Origin of the sequence: Sutcliffiella halmapala (genome assembly GCF_002019665.1) — a bacterium.
In the GTDB taxonomy this organism is placed as follows: Bacteria; Bacillota; Bacilli; order Bacillales; family Bacillaceae_I; genus Sutcliffiella_A; species Sutcliffiella_A halmapala.
Genome location: NZ_KV917375.1, coordinates 699,741 through 725,887 on the forward strand (window position 1 = coordinate 699,741; position 26,147 = coordinate 725,887).

27 protein-coding genes are annotated in these 26,147 nt (G+C 41.2%); 24 read left to right on the plus strand and 3 right to left on the minus strand.

The genetic code is table 11. From position 1 onward, the window contains the following. Window positions 1–50: 50 nt before the first annotated feature. Window positions 51–1,568, plus strand: a complete 1,518-nt coding sequence (gene gntK, locus BK580_RS03145; protein WP_078382619.1) for a gluconokinase — start codon at window positions 51–53, stop codon at window positions 1,566–1,568. Between the two features lie 42 nt (window positions 1,569–1,610). Here gntK and BK580_RS03150 read toward each other — a convergent pair whose 3' ends face one another. Beyond that, complete coding sequence (locus tag BK580_RS03150) at window positions 1,611–1,826, minus strand: hypothetical protein (protein ID WP_078378929.1); 216 nt, start codon at window positions 1,824–1,826, stop codon at window positions 1,611–1,613. 150 nt (window positions 1,827–1,976) lie between these two features. Between BK580_RS03150 and BK580_RS03155 the strand changes: the two genes are divergently transcribed. From BK580_RS03155 to BK580_RS03165, 3 genes are all read left to right on the plus strand, one after another. Then, entirely contained in the window at window positions 1,977–3,551 is a 1,575-nt protein-coding gene (locus BK580_RS03155) for a peptide chain release factor 3 (RefSeq protein ID WP_078378930.1), read from the plus strand. A 139-nt stretch (window positions 3,552–3,690) separates the two neighbouring features. Beyond that, window positions 3,691–4,122, plus strand: a complete 432-nt coding sequence (locus tag BK580_RS03160; RefSeq protein ID WP_078378931.1) for a hypothetical protein — start codon at window positions 3,691–3,693, stop codon at window positions 4,120–4,122. A 198-nt stretch (window positions 4,123–4,320) separates the two neighbouring features. Continuing rightward, a complete protein-coding gene (locus tag BK580_RS03165; protein ID WP_139364967.1) occupies window positions 4,321–4,539 on the plus strand; it encodes a DUF2198 family protein in 219 nt (72 codons plus the stop codon). Window positions 4,540–4,574: 35 nt separating this feature from the next. Here the strand turns inward: BK580_RS03165 and BK580_RS03170 are convergent, their stop codons facing one another. After that, entirely contained in the window at window positions 4,575–5,075 is a 501-nt protein-coding gene (locus BK580_RS03170; protein WP_139364829.1) for a hypothetical protein, read from the minus strand. A gap of 329 nt (window positions 5,076–5,404) precedes the next feature. On the opposite strand from BK580_RS03170, the gene uvrB reads away from it, so the two are divergent. Together uvrB and uvrA are read left to right on the plus strand one after the other, a co-directional pair. Continuing rightward, window positions 5,405–7,381, plus strand: coding sequence for an excinuclease ABC subunit UvrB (uvrB, locus tag BK580_RS03175; RefSeq protein ID WP_078378934.1), 1,977 nt, complete (start codon window positions 5,405–5,407; stop codon window positions 7,379–7,381). Between the two features lie 7 nt (window positions 7,382–7,388). Continuing rightward, window positions 7,389–10,268, plus strand: a complete 2,880-nt coding sequence (uvrA, locus tag BK580_RS03180) for an excinuclease ABC subunit UvrA (protein ID WP_078378935.1) — start codon at window positions 7,389–7,391, stop codon at window positions 10,266–10,268. Between the two features lie 350 nt (window positions 10,269–10,618). Here the strand turns inward: uvrA and BK580_RS03190 are convergent, their stop codons facing one another. After that, window positions 10,619–11,029 (minus strand): hypothetical protein, encoded by a 411-nt coding sequence (locus tag BK580_RS03190; RefSeq protein ID WP_078378937.1) that lies wholly within the window; start codon window positions 11,027–11,029, stop codon window positions 10,619–10,621. 292 nt (window positions 11,030–11,321) lie between these two features. On the opposite strand from BK580_RS03190, the gene BK580_RS03195 reads away from it, so the two are divergent. From BK580_RS03195 to BK580_RS03280, 18 genes are all read left to right on the plus strand, one after another. Next, window positions 11,322–11,624 carry a magnetosome magnetite crystal formation protein family gene (locus tag BK580_RS03195; protein ID WP_078378938.1) on the plus strand — a complete coding sequence of 101 codons (303 nt, stop codon included), beginning with the start codon at window positions 11,322–11,324 and terminating at the stop codon, window positions 11,622–11,624. A 65-nt stretch (window positions 11,625–11,689) separates the two neighbouring features. Beyond that, a complete protein-coding gene (locus BK580_RS03200; protein WP_078378939.1) occupies window positions 11,690–12,877 on the plus strand; it encodes a DUF4097 family beta strand repeat-containing protein in 1,188 nt (395 codons plus the stop codon). Window position 12,878: 1 nt separating this feature from the next. Then, complete coding sequence (locus BK580_RS03205) at window positions 12,879–13,082, plus strand: PspC domain-containing protein (protein WP_078378940.1); 204 nt, start codon at window positions 12,879–12,881, stop codon at window positions 13,080–13,082. Next, on the plus strand, window positions 13,076–13,438 hold the full coding sequence (locus tag BK580_RS03210) for a phage holin family protein (RefSeq protein ID WP_169865234.1): 363 nt from the start codon (window positions 13,076–13,078) through the stop codon (window positions 13,436–13,438). The genes BK580_RS03205 and BK580_RS03210 overlap by 7 nt, the downstream gene beginning before the upstream one ends. A gap of 166 nt (window positions 13,439–13,604) precedes the next feature. After that, window positions 13,605–14,540, plus strand: a complete 936-nt coding sequence (gene hprK / locus BK580_RS03215) for an HPr(Ser) kinase/phosphatase (protein ID WP_078378942.1) — start codon at window positions 13,605–13,607, stop codon at window positions 14,538–14,540. 21 nt (window positions 14,541–14,561) lie between these two features. Continuing rightward, a complete protein-coding gene (gene lgt / locus BK580_RS03220; protein WP_078378943.1) occupies window positions 14,562–15,380 on the plus strand; it encodes a prolipoprotein diacylglyceryl transferase in 819 nt (272 codons plus the stop codon). 93 nt (window positions 15,381–15,473) lie between these two features. Next, window positions 15,474–16,391 (plus strand): nucleoside recognition domain-containing protein, encoded by a 918-nt coding sequence (locus BK580_RS03225; RefSeq protein ID WP_078382620.1) that lies wholly within the window; start codon window positions 15,474–15,476, stop codon window positions 16,389–16,391. Beyond that, window positions 16,381–17,031 carry a pyrophosphatase PpaX gene (gene ppaX, locus BK580_RS03230; RefSeq protein ID WP_078378944.1) on the plus strand — a complete coding sequence of 217 codons (651 nt, stop codon included), beginning with the start codon at window positions 16,381–16,383 and terminating at the stop codon, window positions 17,029–17,031. Before BK580_RS03225 ends, ppaX begins: the two co-directional genes overlap by 11 nt. Continuing rightward, window positions 17,024–17,536: an acyltransferase gene (locus BK580_RS03235; RefSeq protein WP_078378945.1), complete on the plus strand. Its 513-nt coding sequence runs from the start codon at window positions 17,024–17,026 to the stop codon at window positions 17,534–17,536. Before ppaX ends, BK580_RS03235 begins: the two co-directional genes overlap by 8 nt. A gap of 360 nt (window positions 17,537–17,896) precedes the next feature. Further along, window positions 17,897–19,081 (plus strand): ATP phosphoribosyltransferase regulatory subunit, encoded by a 1,185-nt coding sequence (locus tag BK580_RS03240; RefSeq protein WP_078378946.1) that lies wholly within the window; start codon window positions 17,897–17,899, stop codon window positions 19,079–19,081. Continuing rightward, window positions 19,078–19,707 carry an ATP phosphoribosyltransferase gene (gene hisG / locus BK580_RS03245; RefSeq protein WP_078378947.1) on the plus strand — a complete coding sequence of 210 codons (630 nt, stop codon included), beginning with the start codon at window positions 19,078–19,080 and terminating at the stop codon, window positions 19,705–19,707. The genes BK580_RS03240 and hisG overlap by 4 nt, the downstream gene beginning before the upstream one ends. Before the next feature lie 4 nt (window positions 19,708–19,711). Next, window positions 19,712–21,013 carry a histidinol dehydrogenase gene (gene hisD, locus BK580_RS03250; protein ID WP_078382621.1) on the plus strand — a complete coding sequence of 434 codons (1,302 nt, stop codon included), beginning with the start codon at window positions 19,712–19,714 and terminating at the stop codon, window positions 21,011–21,013. After that, entirely contained in the window at window positions 20,991–21,578 is a 588-nt protein-coding gene (gene hisB / locus BK580_RS03255; RefSeq protein WP_078378948.1) for an imidazoleglycerol-phosphate dehydratase HisB, read from the plus strand. The genes hisD and hisB overlap by 23 nt, the downstream gene beginning before the upstream one ends. A gap of 1 nt (window position 21,579) precedes the next feature. Next, on the plus strand, window positions 21,580–22,212 hold the full coding sequence (gene hisH, locus BK580_RS03260) for an imidazole glycerol phosphate synthase subunit HisH (protein ID WP_078378949.1): 633 nt from the start codon (window positions 21,580–21,582) through the stop codon (window positions 22,210–22,212). Window position 22,213: 1 nt separating this feature from the next. Then, window positions 22,214–22,942, plus strand: coding sequence for a 1-(5-phosphoribosyl)-5-[(5-phosphoribosylamino)methylideneamino]imidazole-4-carboxamide isomerase (gene hisA / locus BK580_RS03265; protein ID WP_078378950.1), 729 nt, complete (start codon window positions 22,214–22,216; stop codon window positions 22,940–22,942). A gap of 4 nt (window positions 22,943–22,946) precedes the next feature. After that, window positions 22,947–23,705: an imidazole glycerol phosphate synthase subunit HisF gene (gene hisF / locus BK580_RS03270; RefSeq protein ID WP_078378951.1), complete on the plus strand. Its 759-nt coding sequence runs from the start codon at window positions 22,947–22,949 to the stop codon at window positions 23,703–23,705. Continuing rightward, complete coding sequence (hisIE, locus tag BK580_RS03275; RefSeq protein ID WP_078378952.1) at window positions 23,702–24,358, plus strand: bifunctional phosphoribosyl-AMP cyclohydrolase/phosphoribosyl-ATP diphosphatase HisIE; 657 nt, start codon at window positions 23,702–23,704, stop codon at window positions 24,356–24,358. The genes hisF and hisIE overlap by 4 nt, the downstream gene beginning before the upstream one ends. Window positions 24,359–24,532: 174 nt before the next feature. Further along, complete coding sequence (locus BK580_RS03280) at window positions 24,533–25,978, plus strand: tetratricopeptide repeat protein (protein WP_169864779.1); 1,446 nt, start codon at window positions 24,533–24,535, stop codon at window positions 25,976–25,978. Window positions 25,979–26,147: the final 169 nt, after the last annotated feature.

Sequence of the window (26,147 nt, forward strand, 5' to 3'; positions counted from 1 at the left end):
CTTTCCTTGGTTTCAGTGGCATAAAGGAGGAAAACATATTGACTACATACATGCTAGGCGTTGACATAGGAACAACAAGTACAAAAGCGGTTTTATTTACCAAAAGGGGCCAGGTGCACAGCCAATTTATGGTAGAATACCCTCTGCTTACACCGGTATTAGGGGCAGCGGAACAGGATCCAGAGGAGATTTTTCAGGCGGTTGTGACTTCGATACGTGAAGCCGTTCAGCTTGGTAATATTGAGGTGAAGGATCTGTCGTTAGTGAGCTTTAGTGCAGCGATGCATAGTGTAATTGCGATTGATGAAACAGGAGCTCCGTTAACTAAAAGCATTACATGGGCTGATCAGCGCAGTGAAAAATGGGCAAAGAAATTAAAGGAAGAGTGGAATGGTCATGAGATTTATTTACGTACCGGAACTCCTATCCATCCGATGTCCCCACTTGCAAAGCTCATTTGGTTAAGAAATGAAAATCCAGACGTTTTTGAGAAAGCATCGAAGTTTATTTCTATTAAAGAGTATGTGTTCCACAAGCTTTTTGGAGAATATGTGGTAGATTACTCAATTGCTTCGGCAACAGGGTTGCTTAATCTGGAAAAACTAACATGGGATGAAGAAGCACTAACGATCGCGGGCGTTTCCCCGGATAAACTTTCAAGAATCGTTCCAACGACTGAAATTTTAACAGGCTTGAAGGAGGAATGGGCGCAGAAACTCGGTATTCCAACAGACGTTCCATTTGTCATTGGTGCGAATGATGGCGTGCTTTCGAACCTAGGAGTAAATGCAGTTCAACCTGGAGTTGTCGCTTTAACGATTGGCACAAGCGGCGCAATTAGAACGGTGATTGACAAACCTGTTACCGATCCGAAAGGTCGAACGTTCTGTTATGCGTTGACAGAAAACCATTGGGTAATTGGTGGACCGGTGAACAATGGTGGAATGATCATGCGCTGGCTCCGCGACGAGCTTTGTCAAGAAGAGGTCGAAGAAGCAGGGCTAACTAGTTTAGATCCGTATGATGTTATCACGAACAAAATTTCGCAGGTGAAACCAGGTGCAGAAGGCGTGATTTTCCATCCTTATTTAACTGGGGAACGTGCTCCTATCTGGAACGGCAACGCACGAGGATCCTTCTTCGGTCTCGGAATTCATCATAAAAAAGAACATATGATGCGCGCTGTTTTAGAGGGAATTAACTTAAATCTTTATACGGTTCTCTTAGCATTAGAAGAAATCATTGGGATTCCAGAAAAAATCCACGCAACAGGCGGATTCGCACGCTCGGAAATTTGGTGTCAAATGTTATCCAATATTTTCAATCAAAAGGTAAGTATTCCTGAGAGTGTGGAAAGTTCTTGTTTAGGAGCGGCAGTTTTGGGTTTATATGCCTTAGGAGAAATTGATTCCTTTGACGTTATGGCAGATATGGTTGGTTCGACTAAGAGCTATGCCCCTGAAAGCGATGAAGTCGAGGTATACAGAGAGCTTACTCCTATCTACATTCGATTAAGTCGTCTATTCCAACAAGAATACGACGAAATCGTGAAGTTTCAGCAAAGATAAACGTTGCTAGCGAGCACAAGGATTGGATATTAACCGCGGCATTTAACAGGCTCCAAATAAAAAAACGACATTCTCTCTATCCATACAGTAGTGAGATTGTCGTTCTTTTTTGTGTAATTGATTTAATTTTTCTTTCTTTGTCTTCGTAACTTTTGTTGTTAAATTAGCTAATGCGTATGTGCCACGCCCGTTTTCAGGGTTTCTTTTTCCTTCTCTTGCAAGCTTTTCACGTAACTTTTTTGCCTTACTCTTTGCCATTATTATCACTCCTAACATATATTTACAAAGAGTATACATGATTTATCGCCAATTGGAAATAGGTTTTCGGTGGATTGCTATGTTTTATTCGTACGTCTTTCTGCTATAATATCGTTATTGTGTAATTTTTGAGAGGTAGGGTCCAAAACATTGAAAAATGAACTTTTAAATAAAGAAATAGACCGTAGAAGAACGTTTGCGATTATTTCGCATCCCGATGCCGGGAAAACAACCTTAACGGAGAAGCTACTTTTATTCGGTAATGTTATCCGTTCTGCCGGTACAGTTAAAGGAAAAAAATCCGGAAAATTCGCGACATCGGATTGGATGGAAATTGAGAAAAAGCGTGGAATTTCCGTTACTTCCAGTGTCATGAGCTTTGAATACATGGATAGACATATTAATATTCTCGATACGCCCGGGCATGAAGATTTCAGTGAAGATACGTATCGTACCTTAACAGCTGTAGATAGCGCTGTGATGATTATTGACTGTACAAAAGGGGTAGAGCCTCAGACAATAAAATTATTTAAAGTCTGTCGTATGAGAGGCATTCCGATTTTCACATTTATCAATAAGCTAGATCGTGAAGGAAAAGAGCCATTGGCGTTGCTTGAGGAAATTGAAGAAGTGCTTGGCATTGAATCGTATGCGATGAACTGGCCTGTTGGTATGGGAAAACGCTTCTTAGGTGTATATGACCGTTATAATGAAGTGTTTATCCGCTATCAAGGGAAGGATGAAGAGGACCGCATACCTTTTAAAGAGTTAGAAGGAGTAGAAGAGATTGCGACCCATCCTACTTTTATTCAAGCGAAGGAAGACTTCGAGCTTTTAGAAGAAGCTGGAAATGATTTTTCGATTGAAAAAGTAAAAAATGGTTTACAAACTCCTGTTTTCTTCGGAAGTGCCATCTCCAATTTTGGCGTTGAAATGTTCTTCCGTACTTTCTTAGATTTAGCGAGTGAACCACAGCCAAGGCAAACTGTTGAAGAAAAAATCGAACCACAGGATGCAAAATTCTCTGGATTTATTTTCAAGATTCAAGCTAATATGAATCCTGCACACCGAGATCGCTTAGCTTTCTTACGCATTTGTTCAGGTGTGTTTGAGCGTGGAATGACGGTAACAGTGAGTCGTACGAACAAAGCGATTAAGCTAACTCAATCCCAACAATTTCTTGCTTCTGATCGTGAAACAGTAGACCATGCATATCCTGGAGATATCATTGGGATATATGATCCAGGTGTCTATCAAATTGGGGATTCCTTATATGATGGCAACCAAAAGGTAGAGTTTGATGAAATTCCAACGTTTGCGCCAGAACTTTTTGTAAAAGTTGAGGCCAAGAACGTTATGAAAGGTAAGCAGTTCGGAAAAGGAATCACTCAGCTTGTACAAGAAGGTGCGATCCAGTTATTCCGCCAATATGGCACAGACGCCTACATTCTAGGAGCAGTAGGTCAACTTCAACTAGACGTATTCGAATACCGTATGAAAGGTGAATACAACGTGGAAGTAGTCTACAATATGATTGGCTCGAAAATCCCACGTTGGTTAGAAAGCCAGCAAGTGGACACCAATCTATTCGACTCTCGTAATATGTTAGTAAAAGATCGTAACAATAACTATGTTGCTTTATTCGATAATGATTTCTCTTTACGTTGGTTCCAAGATAAAAATCCGAAAATCGGCTTAATTGATATTATGGCGAACGAGGAATAAACGTAACATTCTGAGCCCATGCAGCAATGCATGGGCTTTTTGGCATAAAAAACTGTAGACAAATTGCTCATTTACCTTAAAATTATCTGGAAATTACCGATAGAAAATAAAAAGGGGTGACAGTTGGGGGGGCAATCAAGTGATTAATTATACATCTATGGGAGAAAAAGCAAAATGGGAAGGTTTATATCAAATTAGACACTATGTTGTAGGCAGCATGACCCTATTAAAGCTTAGTGGTAAAGATGTAAAAACTGGTAGAACACCGATTTACTTGGAGCAGCTAAATGGAGAAAAGCTTCGATTTGTTAGTAGAGTTCTTTTACCAAAAGATAAGGAAATATTGCTAGGATTACGCTTTTCTATTACTGAGAATCTAATGGAATTCAAGGCGCATATAGTCGGTGTGATCTCAAATGAAAAAAAGAAGCAATATACCTATCTTGTAGAATTCGACATTGATAATGAGGAAAAGCGAGTGAATATACTCTCATTTGTGAATAAAATTCAGTTGGCAAATAAGCAGAAGAAATTGAGGAATGTTACTCAGATTGCTATTGAGATTGAATAGGCTGAGAAGCTAATGCCACCTTAAGCGGGTGGTTCTTTTTTGTGTGTGGAGAATGAAGAGATTCGGGGAAAAGTATTCAGCAAGTACCTGAAAATGGGACAGAAATAGATCCAGTAGATTAACCACTAAAAAAACTGCTATACTAAAAGTATATCGAGAGAATTGTGTTTAGATAGGAAAGAGGTTTTAAGATTGTTGGTGAAGCTATTATTAGCGATATTTCTACCTGCACTACTTGTGGTACTGTTCACCCGAGTGACGTATAGCTTGTATGTGGGAACAGGCTTGACTATTGCGTTGTTCATTGGCTCTATCATAAAAGGGTATACCGAAGAATGGTACATTATTTTAATAGATGCTATTTCGATCGGGATAGGTTTTTTATATGCGAGAAGAATGGTGAGGAAATTTCGTTAAGACTAATAAAGTATTAAAAGAAGAGGAGGTAGGCTCTAGTTAGAGTTTACCTCCTTTTTGGCAGTTTTGACTGCTTTACGGTATGTTTCAACCGCTGCTTTTTCCTCTGCTGTTGTTTCTTCTAAATGACCCGGACGCACAACCCATAGTGGATCCTTACCAAAGGTTTCTCCATATCCTATTAAGATACCTGAGAAAGTAATCGTATCTCCTACCTTAATCGGTTCGGAAGGTCCTTCAATGAAGGTCAAGAGGATAGTCGGAAGGAGCGGTTCTTGTAACTCGTACGTTTTATCATCCTCGATTCGAACGACGGTCGCAGTCCAGCGAACAGCCTTGTCTTTGTTTTCCTTAATAAAGTCATGGACATATACCCCATTTATTTCACTGTATGTTAGTTCTTGATCAGGCTTGGTAAGCGCTTCTTCATCTAGATAATCTAAGGAGAGCTGCTCTGTCGGAATAGTACTAGAATTACATCCCACTAAGAGACATACCCCCAAAATAATAGATATTACTGCAAATTTATTCATCATAATCTCCCTCAAACAGGTTTCCAAAACAAACTACATGATAACAATAACATAATAGAACAAACCAATTAGCGCAATAACTGACCAATCGAGGACACTAAAAGACGAAATCCGAGGAGAAATACTAGAAACCAACAAGAGCGGGTATACCCTATTACATGGGGGCAGAAAATCCTTCTGGTGCCTGTCCCCAAAGCGTAATTTAATTTTGCTGTAACAACTATATTATATTACAAAAAAGTCGAATGTAAGTTCGTATTTTTGTTGTTTTAGGTGTTGTTTGTGGTAGAATATTGTTAGATAGAGATGAACGGAAATGGAGGCTTTAGGGAATGGAACAGTTTGAGTTAGTGTCAGGTTATAAGCCTGGCGGGGACCAGCCGGAGGCAATTCGCCAGATAGTGGAAGGGTTGAATGCAGGAAAAAGGCATCAAACACTGCTTGGGGCAACAGGAACAGGAAAAACCTTTACTATTTCTAATGTTATTCAACAAGTTAAAAAACCAACATTAATTATCGCCCATAACAAAACATTAGCAGGGCAATTATATAGTGAGTTTAAAGAATTCTTTCCGAACAATGCTGTTGAATACTTTGTTAGTTACTATGATTACTATCAACCAGAGGCCTATGTTCCTTCTACTGATACGTTCATAGAAAAGGATTCCAGCATAAACGATGAAATTGATAAGCTTCGTCACTCGGCAACAGCATCCCTTTTTGAGCGAGAAGATGTTATTATCATCGCCAGTGTTTCATGTATCTATGGATTAGGTTCTCCAGAAGAATACCGAGACTTGGTCGTTTCCCTCCGTACTGGAATGGAAAAAGAGCGTAATGAATTATTACGTAATCTTGTTGACGTTCAATATGCACGTAATGATATTGATTTCCGTCGTGGAACGTTCCGAGTTCGTGGAGATGTCGTGGAAATTTTCCCTGCCTCTCGTGATGAGCATTGTATCCGCGTGGAGTTCTTTGGTGATGAAATTGATCGTATCCGAGAAGTAGATGCGCTAACTGGTGAAATCCTTCGCGATCGTAATCATGTTTCCATTTTCCCAGCTTCCCACTTCGTTACCCGTGAAGAAAAGATGAAAAAAGCAATCGTAAACATAGAAGCAGAATTGGAAGAGAGACTAGTAGAACTTCGTGAAAATGGAAAGTTACTAGAGGCACAGCGATTAGAACAACGTACACGCTATGACCTGGAAATGATGGCAGAAATGGGCTTTTGCTCAGGTATTGAAAACTACTCCCGCCATTTAACGCTAAGGCCTTCTGGCTCAACTCCATACACATTAATAGATTTCTTTCCAAAGGATTTTTTACTTGTAGTCGATGAGTCCCATGTTACACTCCCGCAAGTAAGGGGGATGTTCAATGGCGACCAAGCAAGAAAGCAAGTGCTTGTGGATCACGGCTTCCGTTTGCCATCATCCAAGGACAATCGTCCGTTAAGATTTGAAGAGTTTGAAGAAAAAACAAGTCAAATTGTCTATGTTTCTGCAACCCCTGGACCTTATGAAATCGAACGTACACCGAAAATGATCGAGCAGATTATCCGTCCGACGGGTCTTCTAGATCCAACGATTGAGGTTCGTCCAATTAAAGGGCAAATCGATGACTTAATTGACGAGATTCATAAACGAGTAGAGGTAAATGAAAGAGTATTAGTAACGACGCTAACGAAAAAAATGTCTGAGGATTTAACGGATTATTTAAAAGAACTCGGCATTAAAGTAGCTTACTTGCATTCTGAAATTAAAACACTAGAGCGAATTGAAATTATTCGGGAGCTTCGTCTAGGAAAGCATGATGTCTTAATTGGGATTAACCTTTTAAGAGAAGGATTAGATATCCCAGAAGTGTCGCTCGTCACGATTTTAGACGCAGACAAGGAAGGCTTTCTTCGTTCAGAGCGCGCTTTAATTCAAACGATTGGTCGTGCAGCGCGTAACTCCAACGGAAAAGTTATTATGTATGCGGATAAAATAACAAAATCAATGGATATTGCCATAAATGAGACGAAACGTCGCCGTGAAATTCAAGAAGCGCATAATCTCCAACATGGAATCACACCAACTACCATCCAAAAGAAGGTTCGAGACGTTATTCGTGCTACTTTTGCTGCGGAAGATCAAGGGGAATATGAGACAAAAACAATTGTAAGACCAAAAACAAAAAAAGAACGAGAAAAGCTCATAGAAGGCATGGAGCAGGAGATGAGGGATGCGGCAAAGGGACTCGATTTCGAGAGAGCAGCCGAGCTTCGTGATCTCATCTTAGAGCTAAAAGCGGAAGGATGACGAAAGAATGGCAATGGACAAGATTGTAGTGAAAGGGGCCAGAGCCCATAATTTAAAAAATATTGATGTGACGATTCCTCGTGATAAATTGGTTGTCTTAACAGGATTATCAGGATCGGGGAAGTCGTCCCTTGCTTTTGATACGATTTATGCAGAAGGACAACGCAGATATGTCGAATCGTTATCTGCATATGCACGTCAATTTTTAGGACAAATGGATAAACCGGATGTAGATGCGATAGAGGGCCTCTCGCCTGCTATCTCCATTGACCAAAAAACAACAAGCCGTAATCCGCGTTCTACCGTTGGAACAGTGACTGAAATTTATGATTATCTTCGGTTACTATTTGCTCGCGTTGGTCGACCAACATGTCCAAAGCATGGCATTGAAATTTCATCACAAACCATTGAGCAAATGGTGGATAGAATCTTAGAGTACCCAGAGCGCACGAAGCTACAGATTCTAGCACCAGTTGTACAAGGACGTAAAGGGACACATGTGAAAACATTAGAGGACATTAAGAAGCAAGGCTATGTCCGTGTTCGAGTGAATGGCGAGATGTTAGAAATTACAGATGAGATTGAACTAGAAAAAAATAAAAAGCATTCCATTGAGGTAGTAATCGATCGAATCGTCGTTAAGGATGGAGTTGCAACGCGCCTATCTGATTCATTGGAAAGTGCATTAAGATTAGGAGACGGTAAGGTAATTGTTGATGTAATGGGAGAAGAGGAATTACTTTTTAGTGAGCATCATGCTTGTCCACAATGTGGATTTTCCATTGGGGAACTAGAGCCGAAAATGTTTTCGTTTAATAGTCCCTACGGTGCCTGCCAAAAATGTGATGGGTTAGGAACAAAGCTAGAGGTGGATATTGATCTGGTCATACCGAACAGACAGCTTTCTTTAAATCAGCATGCACTTGCGCCTTGGGAGCCTTCGAGTTCACAATATTATCCACAGATGCTTAAAGCGGTTTGTAACCATTATGGAATCGATATGGATCTACCAGTAAGTGAGATTTCGCCATCTTTATTAGACAAAATCCTTTATGGAAGCGGCAAGGATGAAATTTACTTCCGTTATGAAAATGACTTTGGGCAGGTTCGTGAAAGTAATATTCGCTTCGAAGGTGTTATTCCTAATGTAGAGCGTCGCTATAAAGAAACGAGTTCTGACTACATTCGAGAGCAAATGGAAAAATATATGGCTCAGCAGCCATGTCCAGCTTGTAAAGGGAATCGCTTAAGAATAGAGAGCTTATCCGTTCTAATCAATAATCGTCATATTGGTATTATCACGAATTTCTCTATTGTAGAGGCATTACAATTCTTTGAAAATATTGACCTAACAGAAAAAGAAACGAAAATCGCCAAGATGATTTTACGTGAAATCATTGAGCGATTAGGGTTCTTAAATAATGTTGGTCTAGATTATCTAACACTTAGTCGTGCGGCCGGAACTCTCTCTGGAGGAGAGGCACAACGTATTCGTCTTGCCACGCAAATAGGTTCTCGTCTGACCGGTGTCCTTTATATCCTAGATGAACCTTCCATCGGTCTGCACCAACGTGACAATGATCGTCTTATTCAGACGTTAAAAAACATGCGGGAGATTGGGAATACACTAATAGTCGTAGAGCATGATGAAGACACGATGATGGCGGCAGATTATTTAATTGATATTGGTCCTGGTGCAGGTGTGCATGGAGGAGAAATCGTTTCAGCTGGTACGCCTGAAGAAGTGATGAACGACCCAGGATCCCTAACAGGACAATATCTTTCTGGGAAAAAGTTCATCCCATTGCCATCGGAAAGAAAAATTGTGAAGGACCGTTTTCTAGAAATAATCGGTGCCAATGAAAACAACTTGAGCAATGTATCAGTAAAAATCCCGCTTGGTTGTTTTGTGGCAGTAACAGGTGTATCTGGATCTGGGAAAAGTACGTTAATAAATGAAATTCTCCATAAAGCTTTGGCACAGCGATTACATAATGCCAAAACAAAGCCAGGAGAGCACAAACAAATTAAAGGAATCGAGCATCTTGATAAGGTAATTGATATAGATCAGTCGCCAATAGGTAGAACACCGCGATCTAATCCGGCAACCTATACAGGGGTGTTTGATGATATTCGTGATGTATTCGCCTCTACTAATGAGGCAAAAGTACGTGGGTATAAGAAGGGACGTTTCAGCTTTAATGTGAAGGGCGGACGTTGTGAAGCTTGTCGCGGAGATGGAATTATTAAAATTGAGATGCATTTTCTACCCGATGTATATGTCCCTTGTGAGATTTGTCATGGGAAGCGCTATAACCGTGAAACATTAGAGATTCAGTATAAAGGGAAAAACATTGCAGATATTTTGGGAATGACGGTTGAAGATGCAGTAAGCTTCTTTGAAAATATTCCTAAAATTAAGCGTAAACTTCAAACGGTGTTTGATGTGGGGCTTGGTTACATCACATTAGGGCAACCAGCTACAACCCTGTCAGGTGGAGAGGCGCAACGTGTAAAGCTAGCTTCTGAGTTACATCGTCGCTCAACCGGCCGATCACTCTATATCCTTGATGAGCCAACAACAGGCTTACATGTAGACGATATTGCAAGACTGCTCAAAGTCTTACAGCGCTTAGTTGAAGAAAACGGAGATACCGTTCTTGTTATTGAACATAATCTTGATGTCATTAAAGCTGTCGATTATATGATTGATTTAGGACCAGAGGGTGGCGATAAAGGCGGATCCATTATTGCAACTGGAACACCTGAAGAGGTTATCGAAGTAGAAGCATCCTATACAGGACAATACCTACGACCGGTACTTCTCCGTGATCGCGACCGAATGGATCAACGAGTGCGTGAAGTAGAAACAGTAAGCAAAGGGTAGACACTCATGCAATGTAAAGAAAATCGCATCATAAGATGATGAAAAAGTGGAGCGTCAAATAATCCCGTCTCCCCTGTAGATTGTAGTGCAAGGCGTGAGACTCCTGCGGGAAGTAGCGTTTTGTGGAGACCCCGCAGGCCTGCCGAGGAGGCTCCACAAGCGCCCCGCGGAAAGCGAACGCCTGGTACGGAAATCTACAGGGCGTTCAAAGGGGTCAACTTATGTATAAAGCCAGATTAAAAATAATAAAAGGGCTGGAAGCTTTAGGATATAACCGTAATCCCGTAGCTTCCAGCCCTTTCTATTTATTTCAAATGCAATTGGACAAGTAGAAAAGTAGGGACATAAAACTATTCCTTCGCCTGCTCTTCCTCTACCTTCTTCTTAATTATACCCTGTAAAAACCGTACATCCATTTCATACGTCTTCTCTTTAAAGCGTATCTCCCCAGTATTTTCATTAAGCTTCCCTTTCAAATGAAAAGAAGCACTCTCTATAATATATTCCTTTGTTGTCTCGTCATAATGAAAATCAGCTTTATCTATCTCTTTTGTGACTACAGGTCTAATTGTATTTTCGACATAGCTAGTAGAGGATTCAGTGAAATCAGGACTGAGTATGCCAAAATACACTAATCCTACTAAAATAATCCCTACAATTACAAGCTTGGAAATTACACTTTTCAAGAAGGGAATCACCACAAATAGCACAACCAACACAATAATAATGGTCAGCAAATGATCCATCAAAAAATCTAACATTCTGCACGCTCCTTCCATCCTACAAACTACCCCTATTATACCACGCCAAAGGTCAGACCCCAAAGACCACCATACTTGTCTTAGCCAACATAAGCCTCAAGACGTATGACATGGATTATAGAAATCATGCTGGGGTCTGACTTCAAAAATAAACTTTTATGTCACAATAGATGTAGAGTTAAGTTTGAGTATTTATTCCAACATAGGTGAAACTTTTTGGGTGGGGTATACGTAGTAGTAGGTAGATCGTTTTTGGTAGGTGGGTTGTTGGAAGAGGAAGGTGGTTGTGGTTATGGGAAAGAATAGTAAGTTGATTTCGGCGATTTGTTATCTTAGTTTGTTTTTTGCGCCGTTTCTACTGCCGCTTGTTGTCTATTTTATTGTAGATGAGGAGGAAGTGAAGCGCCATGCAGCAGCTTCGTTTATATCGCATCTTATTCCGGCGATTGTCGCACCCGTTTTTGCCATCGGACTTGTATTTTTCAATGCTTCGCTACCATGGTTAATTGCTAGTATCATTGTAGGAGTTATTCTTGTCATAGGCACAATTATTTGGAATATTGTTAGAGGAATTCAGTTATTAAGGGAATCATAATGTTTGCATTGGAAAACTATCCAAAACAGCAAATTAATATGGATAAATAATAAGGGGGAAGTGCAATGGTAGAGCGTAAAAGAATTTTAAAGTTAGTGGAAGAAGGCAAACTTACTGCAGAAGAAGCTATTATTTTATTGGAGAGTTTAGAGAAGAATAATCCAGCAAGTGATCTTCAAAAAGATGAAATTGTTTCAGAACTAACAAAAGATGCGAAGGCGTCTCAAGAGGCGGAAGATAATATCTTTGCTGCCCTGTCGACAAAAGTTCTTTCGAAGTCAAATAACCAAGAGCAGGATAAGTGGAAAAAAGACCATTCGCATTCCTATAGCAAACAGGCTTCCTCCTTTAAAAATAATATTTTAGACTTTGTGGGGAGTGCGCTCCAAAAGATTAAGGATTTAGATTTGGACTTTAACTTTGGACCATCCACTTCCATTAATCATATTTTTCAACAATCGGATGTGTATATGAAGGATATTGATTTAGATGTCGCCAATGGTAACGTGAAGATCCTTCCTTGGAAAGAAAATGATGTGAGAATTGAATGTGAAGCAAAGGTGTATGAAGTAAACTCACAAGATGAGGCAAGAAGAGCATTTTTGAACGAGGTGTTATTCTCGATTGATTCTGGAAAGCTACGTTTTTCTGTACAAAAGAAACAAATCAAAGTGAATGCCACAGTTTTCATTCCAGAGGCGGAATACAATAACCTGAATGTTCGCATGTTTAACGGACGTATTGAAGGGGAAGGGTTACATGTAACGACGATGTATATGAAATCGGCAAATGGCTCCATCACGTTACAAAATACATCGAGCTCCCATGTAGAAGTAGAAACAGCAAATGGCCATATTAAGCTACATGATTGCAATAGCAGAGAGTTAGAAGCTGAAACAATCAATGGAATGGTAACAGTTAAAGGCGATATTGAAAAGTTGGATATCCAAAGCTTTAACGGGAATGTTATTGGAGAACTAACCGGAGATTCGGTACGTTCTGTTATGGCGAAAACCAAAACGGGAAGTGTGGATCTATTTTTACCAACTACGAACTCCGTTGAGGCGGAATTAAAAACCAACTTAGGTAGCTTTACTTGTGAGTTGCCGGGTATGGATGTGGTAGAAGAAAAAAATGAAGTAGTACAAAAATCGCTACATTTTAAAGCGAAAAAAGAAGATGCACCACTAACGCATATCTTCGCAGAAACGACAACAGGATCTATTCTAATTAAACCGTACGAGGTGAAATAAATTGAAAAAATTAATCCGTTCAAAAAATGATCGTAAACTTGCAGGGGTCCTTGCAGGGCTAGCGAGTTACATGGGGATTGACGCGACTTTATTGCGTGTTATCTTCATTATTCTTTTGTTCCCAACAGGCTTTGTTCCACTGATCATTACGTACTTTGTTCTTGTATTTGTAATGCCGAATGATGAGAACGAAATCCGATCATGAGATGGGCAGCAAGCATATTAGTAAATGCACTTGTTTTAATTGTAGTTGCTGGTTACTTCGACTCCTTTCAGCTTAGTGGAGTCGGAGCGGCAATTATCGCAAGTCTCATTCTTTCCGTGCTTAATGTTATCGTAAAACCTATTCTCGTTCTGTTAACCTTGCCAGTCACTTTATTGTCGTTAGGGCTGTTTTTGTTCGTCATTAATGCTATAACCTTACAGCTTACTGCATATTTAATGGGAGATGCCTTTAATATAGATGGTTTTGGGACTGCGATTCTAGCAGCAATCGTGATATCGTTGCTAAACCTTCTTATTCAGAAGGCCATTGTGGAACCGTTGCAACAAAAAAAATAATGAAAATAACGAAAGCGCGGGATTCTCTATTCCGTGCTTTTTTATTTGCTTTCGTGTGATAATTCTCCATACTTAATAAAACAGTTAAAAAGTGCTAAAATGAGTACAGGTTGTTTATTACATATGAAAAGTTTGGGTTGTTTACTTATTTAAGGAGGTTTTGGCAATGCCAAAAGTTCGGACGAAAGATTTAATAGAGAAGTTTAATTTTGAGTTAATCGCAGGCGAGGAAGGCGTAAATCGTCCCATCGCAACAAGTGATATATCCCGACCAGGAATAGAAATTGCCGGATATTTTACTTATTATCCTGCAGAAAGAATTCAATTACTAGGAAAAACAGAACTGTCTTTTCTTGAGCGACTTACTCCAGCTGAGAAAAAGGAACGAATGGATCAGCTTTGTACGGATATTACCCCAGGAATTCTTATTTCACGTGAAATGGAGGTTCCACAGGAGTTAATGGAAGCAGCAGAACGAGAAAGTGTGCCACTTATGCGCTCCTCCATGAAAACGACGAGGCTTTCCAGTCGCTTAACGAATTATTTAGAAGGAAAGCTTGCTCCGACAACAGCGGTTCATGGTGTACTTGTGGATATTTATGGATTGGGTGTATTAATCACTGGGAAAAGTGGTGTCGGAAAAAGTGAAACAGCGCTTGAACTTGTAAAAAGAGGACATCGTCTCGTTGCGGATGATTGTGTGGAAATTCGCCAAGAAGATACTGATACACTTATCGGAAATTCTCCGGAATTAATTGAGCATTTATTAGAAATTCGCGGGCTAGGGATTATCAATGTTATGACACTATTCGGAGCCGGTGCAGTAAGAAGCTATAAGCGCATTACCCTCGTAATCAATTTAGAGCTTTGGGACAAAAACAAGCAATATGATCGACTAGGCCTTGAGGAAGAGAAAATGAAAATTATCGATACGGAAGTGACAAAGTTAACCGTTCCGGTTCGTCCAGGGCGAAACTTAGCCGTTATTATTGAAGTAGCAGCCATGAATTACCGCTTGAAAAGAATGGGAATGAATGCGGCCGAGCAGTTTTCTAATCGTTTGTCGGGTGTCATTGATGAAGGGGAACATGAAGATATTTAATAGTGCGGGAGTGTGGAAAACATGTTGATAGGTAACATTCAGCCGTTAAGCCCAATACTAATCGATTGGCCAATCACCATTTACTGGTATGGCGCAATTATTGGTACAGGTGCTTTGCTTGGTCTTTGGATTGCCATGAGAGAATCCGAAAGACGAGGATTGAATAAAGATATATTTGTTGATTTAGTGTTATTTGCGATTCCAATTGCCATCATTTGCGCACGACTCTACTACGTAATCTTTCAATGGGATTACTATGGTGCTAACCCTGGAGAAATCATAAAAATCTGGGAAGGTGGACTGGCAATTCACGGTGGCTTAATTGGAGCCATTACTACTGGAGTAGTATTTGCGAAAATACGAGGAATTTCATTCTGGAAGCTTGCAGATATTGGTGCCCCAAGTATTATTTTAGGTCAGGCGATTGGACGCTGGGGTAATTTTATGAACCAAGAAGCACATGGTGGAGAAGTGACGAGGTCGTTTCTAGAAGGTCTGTACTTACCACAGTTTATCATTGATCAGATGTACATAAATGGAGCGTATTATCATCCAACCTTCCTTTATGAATCGATTTGGAATTTAGTTGGCTTTGGTCTTCTATTATTACTGCGTCGCGTGAATTTACGTCGAGGCGAGCTTTTCTTAAGCTATGTCATCTGGTATTCAGTAGGTCGTTACTTTATCGAAGGCTTACGAACAGATAGTTTAATGATAGCTGATTTATTTCGAGTAGCTCAGGTTATCTCCATCGTGCTAGTACTTTTAGCAATTGTATTAATTGTCGTACGTCGAATGAAGGGGCTTGCTGACAAACGGTATTTAGACACAGCTTCATAAAAATAGAGAAGAAAAACTTGCCTCCGCATAAGGAACGGAAGGGCTTGACAAGAGGAGAGGAGAGCCTTGCTCCAAATACTAAAACGAGGTTTGATGGTAGGTCTACAAACGACCTGGACTTTAGGGAAAGTAATTTTTCCGGTAACACTTATTGTTGGAATTTTGCAGCACACACCTATTTTACAGTACATCATTCAGGCTATTGCTCCGTTAATGGGGATATTCGGACTTTCAGGCGAAGCAGCCATTCCGCTTGTCATTGGGAATTTTTTAAATCTATACGCCGCAATTGGTGCGATACTAACGCTAGATTTAACAGTCAAAGAAGTATTTATTTTAGCGGTGATGCTGTCGTTTTCGCATAATTTATTAGTGGAATCGACGGTTGCGGCAAAAGTAGGATTGAAAATTTGGATTATCCTCCTTGTGCGGTTAGGACTGGCATTTATATCTGGAATTATCATTAACTTAGCGTGGAGCGGCGGTCAGGAAAGTGCACAATATGGCCTGATAACAAAGTCAGATACGATCGTGGAAGGCTTTTTCCCAATCCTACTTGATGCTGTTCAACGTGGACTTATGGGGATTGTACAACTCGCAATCATTGTTATCCCGTTAATGGTGGTCGTGCAGTTTTTAAAGGAGCTTGGTTGGCTTGCAGTCTTTTCAAAATGGATGGCTCCATTTACTAAAGTACTTGGAATGAAGGAAAATACTTCAACGACGATGGCAGCCGGGTTATTATTTGGCCTTGCATATGGGGCGGGTGTTATGATTCAAGCAGTAAAAGAGGATAATGTTAGTAAGAAGGATTTAACATTGGCCTTTATCTTTTTAGTTGCTTGTCACGCAGTCGTAGAGGACACCCTCATCTTTATCCCATTAGGAATTCCGGTGTGGCCATTGCTTTTGATACGACTCTTTACCGCCATATTGTTAACGATTGTAGTTGCCTTCGTATGGAAACGAATCGAAGTTTCAAAGAGAAAGGAAGCATCTTATGAGCATTAATACTTTATTGTTTGATTTAGATGGAACATTAATAGATACGAATGATTTAATTATTGAATCCTTTTTACACACGCTTAATTATTACTACCCTGAGCAATATAAACGAGATGATGTCTTAACATTCATTGGTCCGCCACTTTATGATTCATTTGTAAAGCTGGATAAGGACCGAGTGGAAGAAATGGTGACCCATTATCGTGCCTTTAATATGTCGAAGCATGATGAATTGGTTAGGGAGTTTGAAGGTGTGTATGACACGGTAAAGCTCCTTCATGAAAAGGGAGTAAAGCTAGGGATCGTTACGACTAAAATGCGTCAAACTGTTATCATGGGTCTGCGTTTAACGGGGTTAGATAAATTTTTTGATGTGGTGGTTTGCTTAGATGATGTGAAAAATGCGAAGCCAGATCCTGAACCAGTTCAGCTAGCCCTTCAACAGCTAGGCTCATCCCCTGAGGAAGCAATTATGGTGGGGGATAATTACCACGATATTTTGTCTGGGAAAAATGCTGGCACGAAAACAGCAGCAGTGAGCTGGACGATAAAAGGGGTGGAGTACCTTCAACAGTTTAATCCGGATTATGTGCTTACCCATATGGAAGACCTCCTTCCGTTAGTTGGAGTGAGCAAGGGTGAGTAGGAGGACGACCCGCTTTCCTGTAGAAGGGGCCAACTCCCTTTGGCATGTGTATAAGACAGTGCCTTTTCTAAAAGTTGTGAAGAATTTTGCTGTCATCCAAGTGGCAAGATACACACCATTTCTGGGAATGAAAAATTGGTTATATCGAACTTTCCTACGAATGAAGATAGGGGATCAAACATCCTTTGCTTTGATGGTAATGCTAGATGTGATGTTCCCAGAAAAAATAAGCGTCGGTCGTAATACGGTTATCGGCTACAACACCACGATCCTTGCCCATGAATATTTAGTGAAAGAATACCGTTTAGGCGATGTGGAGATTGGTAGCGAGGTTATGATCGGTGCGAACACCACGATTCTTCCAGGGGTCATCATTGGCGATGGTGCCATTGTTTCAGCCGGTACACTTGTCCACAAAGACGTTCCACCGGGTGTATTTGTCGGTGGGAATCCGATGCGTGTTATCTACACGAAAGAAGAAATGCAAGAGCGAATGAAAATGTAAGCAAGGGACACCTTATCTGAATGGATAGGGTGTCTTTTTTAGTTGAAGTAAATTGATGTAGGGAGTCATTGAAGGTTCAATGGCTTCTAGCCATGGGGTAAATGATTTAGGAAAGTGGCTGGGGCTCAGAAAAGTGGAAACAGGACTCAGAAAATTGCCCCGAGTCTAGAAAAGTGAGAAATCGGCTAGAATCTCGCCCAAATCCCCCACTGATACCTGATTAATTTTAATGAAAACACGTTTGCTCATTTAACTTCTACTTGACCATCCCTACTCAATTTGTTAACATATTACCATATTAGCGAACTAAAGGATTCGGAATTTTTGTTCATTAATTTCAGCAAAAAGGCGGGCTACTATATGGCAAAACTTTTTATGTTTGAAAAACCATTAGGGATGCGGGATACGCTTCCTTCCTTATATGAAGCAAAGAAACAAGTAAAAAATACAATGACGTCGGAAATTAACCAATGGGGCTATCAGTTTATGGAGACGCCAACATTAGAATATTACGAAACGGTGGGCGATGCGTCAGCAATTTTAGATCAACAGCTTTTTAAACTTCTGGATCAGCAAGGGCATACGCTTGTATTACGACCAGATATGACAGCACCAATTGCAAGGGTTGCGGCTTCAAGCTTAGTCGATGATGGCTATCCGAGGCGTCTCGCTTACTCTGCAAATGTATTTCGTGCACAGCAAAATGAAGCCGGACGGCCGGCGGAGTTTGAGCAAATAGGTGTCGAGTGCATTGGCGATCGTTCGATAAGTGCTGATGCTGAGATGATCGCACTGATGGTCTCACTTTTGAAAGAGGTTGGTCTATCCACCTTTACCATTGCGATTGGTCATGTAGGTTTTCTGGAAAAAGTTTTCCTCGATATTGTTGGTAATACAGAACGTGCCGCGATCTTGCGTCGATATTTATATGAAAAAAATTATGTTGGTTACAGAGAGCATGTCAAAAGTTTGTCGTTATCCTCGATTGATAAGAAGCGTTTGCTCACTATTTTAACGTTACGTGGAGATGCTTCTCGGATTCAACTTGCGAAAGAGGTACTGGATGGGGATGCTGGGAAAAAGGCAATTGAGGAGCTTGAGCAGCTTTGGACGATGCTTGAGGCATACGGAGTAGAGGATTTTGTGAAAGTTGATTTCAACATCGTAAGTCATATGAGCTATTATACAGGGATTGTTTTTGAAGCATATGCCGGGAATATTGGGTTTCCGATTGGAAATGGAGGGCGCTATGATCAGTTATTTCAAAAATTTAATCGAGATAAGTCAGCGACAGGATTTGGTATTCATCTAGATCGACTGTTGGAGGCTAAGGAAATAAAAAAGCTAACCGTTCCGATACATGGCGTTCTTTTTAGCCAGGAGCGTAAGGAAGAAGCCATTAGTTTTGCGAGGTTAAAAAGAAAAGACGGGGCAAGAGTTGTGTTGCAGGACATAAGTGGTGTCGAAAATCTTGATGCATGTACAGGCTCCTTTAATGAAGTAACGTTTTTTCTTGGAATGGCTAGAAAGGAGAACGGTTCATGAATGTGTTAACCATTGCGATGCCAAAAGGAAGAATCTTTGAAGAGGCAGCAGCTCTTTTAGTGAAAGCCGGGTACGATATTCCAGCAGATTTAGACGATACGAGAAAACTGATTATCGATGTGCCTTCAGAAAACATGCGCTTTATTTTAGCAAAACCGATGGATGTGACAACTTATGTGGAGCATGGTGTGGCGGATGTCGGGATTGCCGGCAAGGACGTGATGTTAGAAGAAGAACGTGATGTATATGAAGTGCTCGATTTAAAGATAAGTCATTGTTACTTAGCGGTTGCAGGAATACCAGGTTCTGTAATGAAGGATGTATCTCCAAAGATAGCCACGAAATATCCAGGGATTGCCTCGCGGTATTTTCGTGAGCAAGGGGAGCAAGTGGAAATTGTGAAATTGAACGGCTCGATTGAGCTTGCTCCTTTAATTGGCTTATCAGACCGTATTGTGGATATTGTATCCACAGGTAGAACGCTAAAGGAGAACGGACTAGTAGAATTTGAGCGAATTGTGGATATCACGTCTCGTTTAATTGTGAATCCTGTGAGTTATCGTTTGAAGGACCAACAAATTGATGAACTTGTGGATAGATTGGCGGCAGTTGTAGAGGAGTTGTAGGGTGTTGAAAATAATGAAGGTAGAGAACACAGTATCATTGCTGAGATCGCTTGATCAAGGGACCGAAGCCCAACGAGTAGCAGTGGGTGAGGTGCTGGCGGCTGTAAAAAAACAAGGAGATCAAGCGCTATTTAGTTATACAGAAAAGTGGGATGGTGCAAAAATTGCGAATTTACGTGTAACGAAAGAAGAAATCATCGAGGCTTATGAAGAGTTACCTGTTTCAATGATTACGATTATCCAAGAAGCAGCGGCGAATATTCGAGACTATCATGAAAAGCAAGTAAAGCAATCATGGTTATCCACAAGGGAGGATGGCACGATTCTAGGACAAAAAGTAACGGCTCTTGAAGCAGTTGGTGTCTATGTTCCTGGTGGAAAAGCTGCCTATCCGTCCTCTGTTCTGATGAATGTTATCCCGGCTCAGGTGGCTGGTGTGGAGCGTATTGCGATGGTATCGCCACCTGCGAAGGATGGTACATTGCCAGCAGGTGTGCTTGTAGCAGCAGATATTCTTGGCGTGAATGAAATCTATAAAGTAGGTGGAGCGCAGGCAGTTGGTGCACTAGCTTATGGTACGGAAACGATTCAGCCTGTGGATAAGATCGTGGGGCCAGGAAATATTTATGTCGCACTTGCGAAAAAAGATGTGTATGGACTTGTGGATATCGATAGTATTGCTGGACCAAGTGAAATCGTGGTATTGGCGGATGAAACCGCAATTGCAAGTGAAGTTGCAGCTGATTTATTGTCACAAGCCGAGCATGATGAGCGTGCTTCAAGCATCTTGGTCACGACATCGAATGAGCTAGCAGAAGCGGTAGCGATTGAAGTGGAAAAACAGCTAACAGACTTACCGCGAGAAGGAATTGCGCGGGCTTCTATTCAAGAGTATGGTGCCATTTATGTAGCAGATTCTATCGAGGAAGCGTTACGTGTCGTCAATGAGCTTGCTCCAGAACATTTGGAGGTACTAACGAAGGAGCCGATGAGTCTTTTACCTTTTATAAAGCATGCAGGGGCTATTTTCTTAGGTAGATATAGTTCCGAACCTGTTGGGGATTATTTTGCGGGACCTAATCATGTGTTACCCACAAATGGGACTGCACGCTTCTCCAGTGGATTATCTGTGGATGAATTTGTGAAAAAGTCAAGTATTATCATGTATAGTCAACAGGCATTGCAAGAAAATGTGGATAAGATTGCAGCGTTTGCAAGATTAGAAGGGTTAGAAGCACATGCTCGAGCCGTAGAAGCTAGATTTAAAGTAGAGGAGAATTCCAATGACGAGAACAGCAAGTATTGAACGGAATACAAAGGAAACGCAAATACAGTTAGCTTTTACGATAGATGGCGAGGGAGCGGTGACACTTGAAACACCGGTACCTTTTATGACACATATGCTTGATTTATTCACAAAGCATGGTCAATTCAATCTTGATTTGCAAGCAAATGGGGATGTGGATATCGATGACCATCACACAACTGAAGACATTGGAATCTGTCTTGGTCAAGCTCTAAAAGATGCCCTTGGGGATAAAATGGGGATAAAACGTTATGGAAGTGCGTTTGTCCCCATGGATGAGGCACTTGCACAAGTGGTTGTGGATTTGAGCAATCGTCCACATTTAGAAATGAGAGCTGAGTTTCCGAGTCAAAAGGTTGGAACGTTTGATACGGAGTTAGTACATGAGTTTTTATGGAAACTGGCACTCGAAGCTCGAATGAATTTACATGTTATTGTCCATTACGGAAGCAATACGCACCACATTATTGAAGCGATTTTTAAAGCATTAGGCCGCGCCTTAGACGAAGCGACAACGATTGATCAGCGTGTAAAAGGAGTGCCATCCACGAAAGGACTGTTATAGAATGATTGGCATCATCGATTATGGGATGGGGAATTTATATAGTGTGAGTAAAGCGTTAGAACGAATGGGTGTATCGTACATCGTTTCTAATAGTCGTGAGGTTTTAGTTGGGTGTGATGGTTTGATTCTTCCAGGAGTCGGTTCATTCCGAGATGCAATGGCTATTTTAAAAGAAACTGAGCTGGACGTTTTTATAAAAGAAGAAGTGAGTCAAGGGAAGCCGTTGCTTGGGATATGTTTAGGGATGCAGCTATTGTACGAGGAAAGTGACGAGAACGGGGTAACAGAAGGTTTGGCTTTATTGAAAGGAAAAGTGATGCGTTTTTCTGGTATTAAAGAGTCGGGAGAACGCTATAAAGTGCCGCATATGGGCTGGAATAAGCTTAACTTTCATCAGAAATCCTCCTTAGTAGAGGGGTTGGATGAGGATTTCGTTTATTTTGTTCATTCCTATTATGTGACGTCTTTTACAGAAGAAGAGTTGTTGGCTAGTAGTGTCTATGATGTACAAGTGCCTGCGGTTGTCGGAAGAGGAAATGTTTTTGGAACGCAATTTCATCCGGAAAAAAGCAGTGAAGTTGGCATCGCAATCTTACAGAATTTTATCAGCTTAGTAGAAGAAGGGGAGCGATAGTATGGCATTTACCATTTATCCAGCTATTGATATGCGGAACGGCAAATGCGTTCGATTGGTGCAAGGTGATTATAGTAAAGAAACGGTGTATGGTAATTCCCCTTTTGAGATGGCAAAAAGCTTTGCCGAGCAGGGGGCAGAGTGGATACATATGGTTGACCTTGATGGGGCGAAAGCTGGTGCTCCAGTAAATGATTCGTTCGTTTTGCAGGTTGCACAAGAATTGTCAGTAAAAGTGCAAATCGGCGGAGGGATCCGAAGTGCTCAAGATGTGGATTACTATCTATCTCGAGGTGTGGATCGAGTTATTTTGGGAAGTGCAGCAATTAACAATCCTGAGTTTGTGAGGGAGATGCTAAAGCGTTATGGGGAAAAAATTGCGATCGGACTAGATGCTAAGGACGGGTATGTGGCAACAGAGGGTTGGGTCGAAACCTCTACTGTGGAAGCTACGGTATTAGGTCGTGAGCTTGCTGAGGCTGGAGCAAGGACGTTTATTTTTACTGATATCGCTACAGATGGGATGTTGTCAGGTCCGAATGTACAGGCAACGGTGGAATTGGCTCGTGTGACAGGAGCAGCGGTCATTGCATCTGGAGGAGTCAGCTCTATGGAGGATTTGCAGGTGTTACAGGAGTATGCAGGTCAGGGAGTATCCGGGGCGATAGTTGGAAAGGCGATTTATACGGATAAAATATCGCTGGCAAGTGCTTTAAAAGAGGTGAATTAACAAGATGCTGACTAAACGAATTATTCCGTGCTTAGATGTAAAAGAGGGCAGAGTGGTGAAGGGTGTTCAGTTTGTTGAGTTAAAAGATGCTGGGGATCCTGTAGAATTAGCAGCTTTTTATGATGAAGAGGGAGCAGATGAGCTCGTATTTCTTGATATTTCCGCCTCACATGAAGGTCGAGAAACGATGGTTGAGGTGGTCGAGCAGGTTGCCGGAAAGCTCGCGATTCCTTTTACCGTGGGCGGTGGAATTAACACAGTTGAGGATATGAAACGTTTGTTACGTGCAGGTGCAGATAAGGTGTCGTTAAATACAGCAGCATTACTAAACCCTAATTTAGTAAAGGTTGGCGCAGATTATTTCGGCTCGCAATGTATCGTGGTGGCCATTGATGCGAAGTTTGATGCTGAGCTTGGAAGTTGGCGTGTTTATACTCATGGAGGTCGGCGTGAAACGGATTGGGAAGTAGTAGCGTGGGCGAAGGAAGCAGTCCGCCTTGGAGCAGGCGAGATCCTGTTAACAAGTATGGATAGTGACGGGGAGAAAAAGGGCTTTAATCTTGCTTTAACGAAAGCAGTTAGCGCTGCTGTTACCGTTCCTGTTATTGCATCAGGAGGAGCAGGAGAAGCAGCTCACTTTTTGGATGCTTTTGAGGAGGGGAAGGCTGATGCGGCACTTGCAGCATCGATTTTCCATTATAAAGAGACATCGGTAAGGGAAGTTAAATCGTTTTTAAAAGAAAAGGGGGTCCTTGTTCGATGAGTGTTGAGGTTAAGATAGAGTCCGTTCGTTTTGATGAGAAAGGGCTTGTCCCTTGTATTGTACAGGATGTCGCGAGCCGAGAAGTATTAACGCTTGCCTATATGAACGAGGAATCGCTCGTTAAAACGGTGGAAACCCGTGAAACGTGGTTTTGGAGCCGATCGCGTGCAGAGCTTTGGCATAAAGGGGCGACGTCTGGAAATACCCAAAAGGTTGTGGAATTGCGCTATGACTGTGACCAGGATGCATTACTGGTCCTTGTTGAGCCGAGTGGTCCTGCTTGTCATAAAGGAGAAGATACCTGTTTTCATGAGGTCGTGCTTGAAAGTTCAGGCACAAGTAATTTAAGTGAGTCGCCTTTGGAGATTTTGAGTAAGTTAGAACGTTTGATAGAAGCAAGACAAATAGAAATGCCAGAAGGATCTTATACAACATACCTGTTTGAGAAGGGTGTGGATAAGATTTTGAAGAAGATTGGGGAAGAGGCTTCCGAGGTTATTATTGCAGCGAAGAACCGTGATAAAGAAGAACTTACGTGGGAAGTTGCGGATTTATATTTTCATGTGCTGGTACTTTTGCGAGAGCAAGGTGTGAGTTTGGAGGAAGTGCTTGCTGTTTTAGCGGTGCGGCATACGAGGCAGAGGGAAGAATAAGAGGTGAGTGTTTTTCTAGTGGGGTAGTTGTGCTAGGGAGGCACTTTTTTTTGTGGAATTGGGTAATTTGGTTTTTGGTAATTATGTTTTTAGGGGTTTTTATTTCCCATCTGTTCGTGGCAAGTTGAGTTGTGTTATACTACGAACGGTAAGTATGATTTGATGGAGGCTATAATGGGAAAGAATCCGAATTTAAAGAAGGAAGTTACTAAGGTGATCCCATTTGCGCAGAATGGGGATTATTTTTATCAAAAGGGAATCCGCGCTTATCGCAAGCGGGATTTATATAAAGCAAGAAGATGGTTGCAGCGTGCCGAGGAGATGAAGCCGAGTGATGCTTCGATCATGTGCCAGCTTGCGATTGTATTAACAGAGCTTGGGGATTATCAACGTTCGAATGAGTTATTGAAAGAAATCGTTGAGACGCTTGAGCCAGATATGAATGATTGTCATTATTTTTTGGCGAATAACTTTGCCTATCTCGGGCTGTTTCAGGAGTCAAGAAAGCATGCTGAAGAATATTTAACCATGGAGCCTGATGGAGAATTTGTAGAGGATACAGAGGATCTATTAGATTTACTTGAAATAGAAACAGATGATTCTGAGGATTATGCCTTAGGACAGGATCATTTGATTGTAATGCAGGAACAGGCACGGAATTTTCTTGAGGGTGGCCAATTAGATGAAGCATTAGAGCTCTTGGAAGAAATTATTGAGGAGTATCCACAATTTTGGTCTGCTTACAATAATTTAGCTCTTGCTTATTTCTATAAAGGTAATCTTATAAAAGCTCGTGATGTTCTTGAAGAAGTGCTCGATAAAAATCCTGGCAATCTTCACGCGTTATGTAATCTGCTGGTGTTTTACTACTATGAAAATAATCAAGCTGATATGGCTGTGCTTGCAGCAAGGTTGGAAAAAGTAACACCAATCCTCGTTGAACACCGCTATAAGTTAGGTGCAACATTTGGTTTGATTGGTCGTCATGATCTAGCTTATAAATGGTTACGCTCCTTGCAACGGAACGGTTTTCAAGGTGATGGTACTTTCTTTTTCTGGTTAGCGAATGCGGCTTATCGGACAGATCGTCTGACAGTTGCGGAACAGGCTTGGGCGAAAGTGCTGGAAATGAGTCCTGAAAAAGCGGGAACGGAGCCATGGAACCATGCAAATGAAGTGGACGCTGAATTGGAAGAGGCAGACCAGCTTTATAAAATCTTTGGTCTAAGTTTCTCGAAAAAGACGACCATCAAAAATGTGTTGGATCAGCCATATGCTAGTTCAAATGTTCGAGAGTTTGCGATGTTCACCTTGTTAAAGAAAAAAGAGGTTCCACTTAACATTTCAACTGGCTACGATATTGCGTTCCAACTGAAAGAAAAAGCTACAGATCAAGCGGTTAAAGAGTGGTTTGTCCTTTTCTCAAAAGCACTGAAGGAATCGCACATGTTTTCAAATGCATTGGCTTGGGCAGGCGCTTTTGGCTATGTCTGGAGCAAAAACAATGGCTACGCAGTTACACAAAAGACCATAGCAGAACAATACAATATCTCGATGAGTACGCTGCGAAAATATGTGAAACAAGTAGAAGAACTTATGGTAGCTGTGGCTAAACCATAACAAGAAGCTAAGACAAAAACCTGTCTTGGCTTTTTTGTTATGGTTTTTTTACTTTCTTAAGACTGTCCGTGGAAGGCGAAGTTATTGATTTTCCTAATTTAAGATTGCGAAGGCTGCAACACTCACTTTGAGAACATGGATTTCGTAACTATTCAAATCGCTGTCCTCA

What these genes read in the sequence shown, in the direction of transcription:
- gntK (WP_078382619.1), top strand. Translation starts at nt 51, where the DNA reads ATGCTAGGCGTTGACATAGGAACAACAAGTACAAAAGCGGTTTTATTT.
- BK580_RS03150 (WP_078378929.1), bottom strand. Translation starts at nt 1,826, where the DNA reads ATGGCAAAGAGTAAGGCAAAAAAGTTACGTGAAAAGCTTGCAAGAGAA.
- BK580_RS03170 (WP_139364829.1), bottom strand. Translation starts at nt 5,075, where the DNA reads ATGATGAATAAATTTGCAGTAATATCTATTATTTTGGGGGTATGTCTC.
- uvrB (WP_078378934.1), top strand. Translation starts at nt 5,405, where the DNA reads ATGGAACAGTTTGAGTTAGTGTCAGGTTATAAGCCTGGCGGGGACCAG.
- uvrA (WP_078378935.1), top strand. Translation starts at nt 7,389, where the DNA reads ATGGCAATGGACAAGATTGTAGTGAAAGGGGCCAGAGCCCATAATTTA.
- BK580_RS03190 (WP_078378937.1), bottom strand. Translation starts at nt 11,029, where the DNA reads ATGTTAGATTTTTTGATGGATCATTTGCTGACCATTATTATTGTGTTG.
- BK580_RS03195 (WP_078378938.1), top strand. Translation starts at nt 11,322, where the DNA reads ATGGGAAAGAATAGTAAGTTGATTTCGGCGATTTGTTATCTTAGTTTG.
- BK580_RS03200 (WP_078378939.1), top strand. Translation starts at nt 11,690, where the DNA reads ATGGTAGAGCGTAAAAGAATTTTAAAGTTAGTGGAAGAAGGCAAACTT.
- hprK (WP_078378942.1), top strand. Translation starts at nt 13,605, where the DNA reads ATGCCAAAAGTTCGGACGAAAGATTTAATAGAGAAGTTTAATTTTGAG.
- lgt (WP_078378943.1), top strand. Translation starts at nt 14,562, where the DNA reads ATGTTGATAGGTAACATTCAGCCGTTAAGCCCAATACTAATCGATTGG.
- BK580_RS03225 (WP_078382620.1), top strand. Translation starts at nt 15,474, where the DNA reads ATGGTAGGTCTACAAACGACCTGGACTTTAGGGAAAGTAATTTTTCCG.
- ppaX (WP_078378944.1), top strand. Translation starts at nt 16,381, where the DNA reads ATGAGCATTAATACTTTATTGTTTGATTTAGATGGAACATTAATAGAT.
- BK580_RS03240 (WP_078378946.1), top strand. Translation starts at nt 17,897, where the DNA reads ATGGCAAAACTTTTTATGTTTGAAAAACCATTAGGGATGCGGGATACG.
- hisG (WP_078378947.1), top strand. Translation starts at nt 19,078, where the DNA reads ATGAATGTGTTAACCATTGCGATGCCAAAAGGAAGAATCTTTGAAGAG.
- hisB (WP_078378948.1), top strand. Translation starts at nt 20,991, where the DNA reads ATGACGAGAACAGCAAGTATTGAACGGAATACAAAGGAAACGCAAATA.
- hisH (WP_078378949.1), top strand. Translation starts at nt 21,580, where the DNA reads ATGATTGGCATCATCGATTATGGGATGGGGAATTTATATAGTGTGAGT.
- hisA (WP_078378950.1), top strand. Translation starts at nt 22,214, where the DNA reads ATGGCATTTACCATTTATCCAGCTATTGATATGCGGAACGGCAAATGC.
- hisF (WP_078378951.1), top strand. Translation starts at nt 22,947, where the DNA reads ATGCTGACTAAACGAATTATTCCGTGCTTAGATGTAAAAGAGGGCAGA.
- hisIE (WP_078378952.1), top strand. Translation starts at nt 23,702, where the DNA reads ATGAGTGTTGAGGTTAAGATAGAGTCCGTTCGTTTTGATGAGAAAGGG.
- BK580_RS03280 (WP_169864779.1), top strand. Translation starts at nt 24,533, where the DNA reads ATGGGAAAGAATCCGAATTTAAAGAAGGAAGTTACTAAGGTGATCCCA.